Genomic DNA, 3085 nt, shown 5'->3' with positions numbered 1-3085 from the left:
GGATTGACGGTTTTTGCCTAACACCAAAAATATACAATTTAGATGCGATGCAAGCTTAGAACGAAGGCGCGATCTAGTTCCCAGGTGGCTCTCCCGTACTTGTGGTGATAAGTAAACCTGATTGTTTTGTGAAATACTTGATTTATAAGGAATCCCAGTGCCGTAAGACAGGCATCTTGCCTGTCATCCCCAGTCCCCAAAACTAGGGTTTTCCACCACAAGTACGGGAGAGCCTACTTTATTTAATTACTGAACAGCTTAGACATTCCTCTCTAAAATTTTGACTGTTCAACCAAACATCCTCATTTTCTTGTATCTTTTCTTCTATACTTTCTTCTATAAAACTAGTGATAAAAAACTCTACTTGAATAAATCCAAATTGTATTAAATCGCCGTCTTTAAGTATGCAACTTTCTGAAGTAGCTAACCGTTGGTTATTAACTTTAGTCCCATTTTTGCTGCCAGCATCTTTAATAAAAAAATTGTTACCAGCTTCGTGACCTAAAATAGCGTGATAACGAGAGATTGAGAGTTCGGGAATGGCGATCGCACAATCTGATTTACTACGTCCTAAGATCCATCGTTCAGAACGATCGATAATCTGAACCGTTTCCGCATGGGAAAGATTAGTTACTAAAAAAGTTGACTTTCCTGTAGTGACAGCCTGAATATAAAAAGGCGCTACTTCACAACGTTTGGGAGCATTTAATATCGGCTCAATAATTGTTGTTAATTGATCGATATCATGTTTGCAATTTGCTACCAAGGAGCGCAAAAAAGAAGTATTTTTTTCTAAAAAATTGAAGGCTTTATCTGTATTTTGGTTTGGATAAGTTAGGTTTGAAAGCATATACCAATTCTCAACAAAATGTGCCAGTAATAATACACGGATGCACCTTTGCACTACAGGTAATGCTATTTCAACCAGTTGGGTGCAGCAGTATAGCTATAAGGTTTACTACATTCTACAAATTTTAACAATCAGTAAAAGGTGGTAATTTACGAAAACTTTAAATAATTTTACGCGATCGCCTCTATTTATAAAGATTTTGCTAAGAAGCGTCTAGATAATTATGCTGTTATTTATGCTAACTATTCCACTGGTAAGCTCCGCCATCTGGGTAATTATAGTGACAAATTGAGCACTGATTGGCAATACTTATTTAACAAAGCGTTATCATTACGCTCAGTTTATAAGTATTTTCCCCCATTTATCCAGAAACTAAATTTCAGACAGCTAGTTAACTGGCATACTAGATGTGGCGCTCTGCAAAAAGGCGGCGAACATCATTTGATATGAAGTCATGATTGGATTTCTGTCTGTGGTAGCCATCTCATGTCATCCTCAAATTCTCGCTTCGTTAAAATAGAAATCACCGCCAATTCCTCCGATCCAGAACTTTTGGCAGGTTTAGAGGCTTGGTTGCGCTTGGGCTTGCTGACTGATGCCCAAGTCAAACAAATTTCTCGGCAATACTTGACTTGTCGTTTACCAGAAGTAACTGCAACAGCAACCGTTCCTTCAGCGAAAAGCCGCAATGAGTCAGATTTTGTTGTTCCTGTAGCGGCAGAAACTGCCACTCTCAGCACAAAAGCGACTTCTCAGGAACCACCAAACAGAATAAACCTGATTTTACAGTCTCTCATGGCGGAACTGAGCGTCAGATGGCTGCTATTTTTAGGTGTTTTCATGGTGGTAGTTTCCTCCGGGCTGTTGGCGGCTACTCAATGGGAAAAGTTTCCCTCTTTCGCACAGTACGGAATTCTACTGGGTTATACTTTGATTTTTTGGTTAGTCAGTTTTTGGGCGGGTAAACAAAGTAATTTGCAATTAACAGCCCAAACTTTGCAGGCGGTAACTTTGTGTTTAGTACCTGTGAATTTTTGGGCAATGGATGGTTTTCGTTTGTGGGGAAATTTATGGGAATGGCTAACAGTAGGAATTGCTTGTGTTACTCTCACAGGAATTACTATTTTAATTTTAAAAACTGGGCGTTACCGCCCAGATAATTTGGGATTAATTAACTATTTAGGGTTAAGTTATTTGCACTGGGGTTGGAGTTTTTCCGGCTTTCCCTTAATTGCTGTTTATTTAGGAATTTCTGGCACTAGTTTAGCGACTGTTTATACTTATCGTAATGGCGGAAGGCGAGAGGAATTAGGGGAGAGTAATCAGTTAGCGATCGCCAATTCTCAAAGGGTAACTACGGCAGTAATTTATGCAGTGGCGGTTTTGTTAATTCGGGCAATTTTCTTAACTAGAAATCCTGTAGAAATTACCCAATTAGGTTTAGCAATAGGAATTTGTGGCTGGCTTTTGGCTTGGTTATCTCAACAAAGACCAAATCCTTTAACTTCTGCGCCGCCATTTTCTCAAATTAATTGGGAATTATTGGGGGGATTTTTGTTATTTTTAGGTTGGCTTGTTTCAGTAGACAAATTTCCCGGACAAGCTTTAGCAGTTAGTGGAATTGGTTTATGGTTTTTTGATAATCGTTTAAAACGCTTTTGGCGCAAGTTTGATTTAGCAGCGTTTTTATTAATTGGGTTTCAGTTAATTTGGTTATTTTGGCGGTTAGTTCCGAATAACATTCAACAAAGTTTAGTCAATACAGCACTTCAATTAACTGGTGCAGAAAGTCACTCTTATACTTTGTTAGGTGTGGTGTTATTCCCCTACGTAATGTTTATTGTGGGAGTGACTAATTGGTTGGATAAACGTCAGAAACCTGAGTTGGTTAAATTTGGGGAAGGAATAGCCTTAATTTTGGGCTTGACGTTGACTATTATTAGTTTACTCAATCCTTTGTTGCGATCGCTAAATCTCCTCGCTTCCACCATCACCTTAGCAGTTGTCACCCAAAAACGCCCCCGCACTTCTTTAGTCTACCTAACTCACATTTTTGGTTTACTAACAATCACCTCAGCTATTGACTATCTATTCCCTAAGTTAAATGTCAATATCTGGATGGCAATTTTACAAGCTTTAATGGTAACAGAATGGATATTTAGCATCAGCAATATTCCAGGAAACAGAACAACTACTAACCCTAATTCTCCTAATACCCCAGTCCCCAGTCCCCAG

General features: G+C 38.8%; 1 protein-coding gene and 1 pseudogene. One reads left to right on the top strand and one right to left on the bottom strand.

What is annotated here, in order from left to right; genetic code table 11:
• Window positions 1–238 precede the first annotated feature (238 nt).
• Window positions 239–850 carry an FHA domain-containing protein gene (locus IQ264_RS32005; RefSeq protein WP_193986719.1) on the bottom strand — a complete coding sequence of 204 codons (612 nt, stop codon included), beginning with the start codon at window positions 848–850 and terminating at the stop codon, window positions 239–241.
• Between the two features lie 486 nt (window positions 851–1336).
• On the opposite strand from IQ264_RS32005, the pseudogene IQ264_RS32000 reads away from it, so the two are divergent.
• Window positions 1337–3085: pseudogene (locus IQ264_RS32000) on the top strand (hypothetical protein); the annotation flags it as partial.

Source organism: [Phormidium] sp. LEGE 05292, assembly GCF_015207735.1.
Classification (GTDB): domain Bacteria; phylum Cyanobacteriota; class Cyanobacteriia; order Cyanobacteriales; family Aerosakkonemataceae; genus Floridanema.
This window is presented reverse-complemented; position numbering and strand designations above follow the sequence as displayed.

Excerpts from the sequence above, each read along its gene's own strand:
- IQ264_RS32005 (WP_193986719.1), bottom strand. The coding sequence starts at position 850 with ATGCTTTCAAACCTAACTTATCCAAACCAAAATACAGATAAAGCCTTC.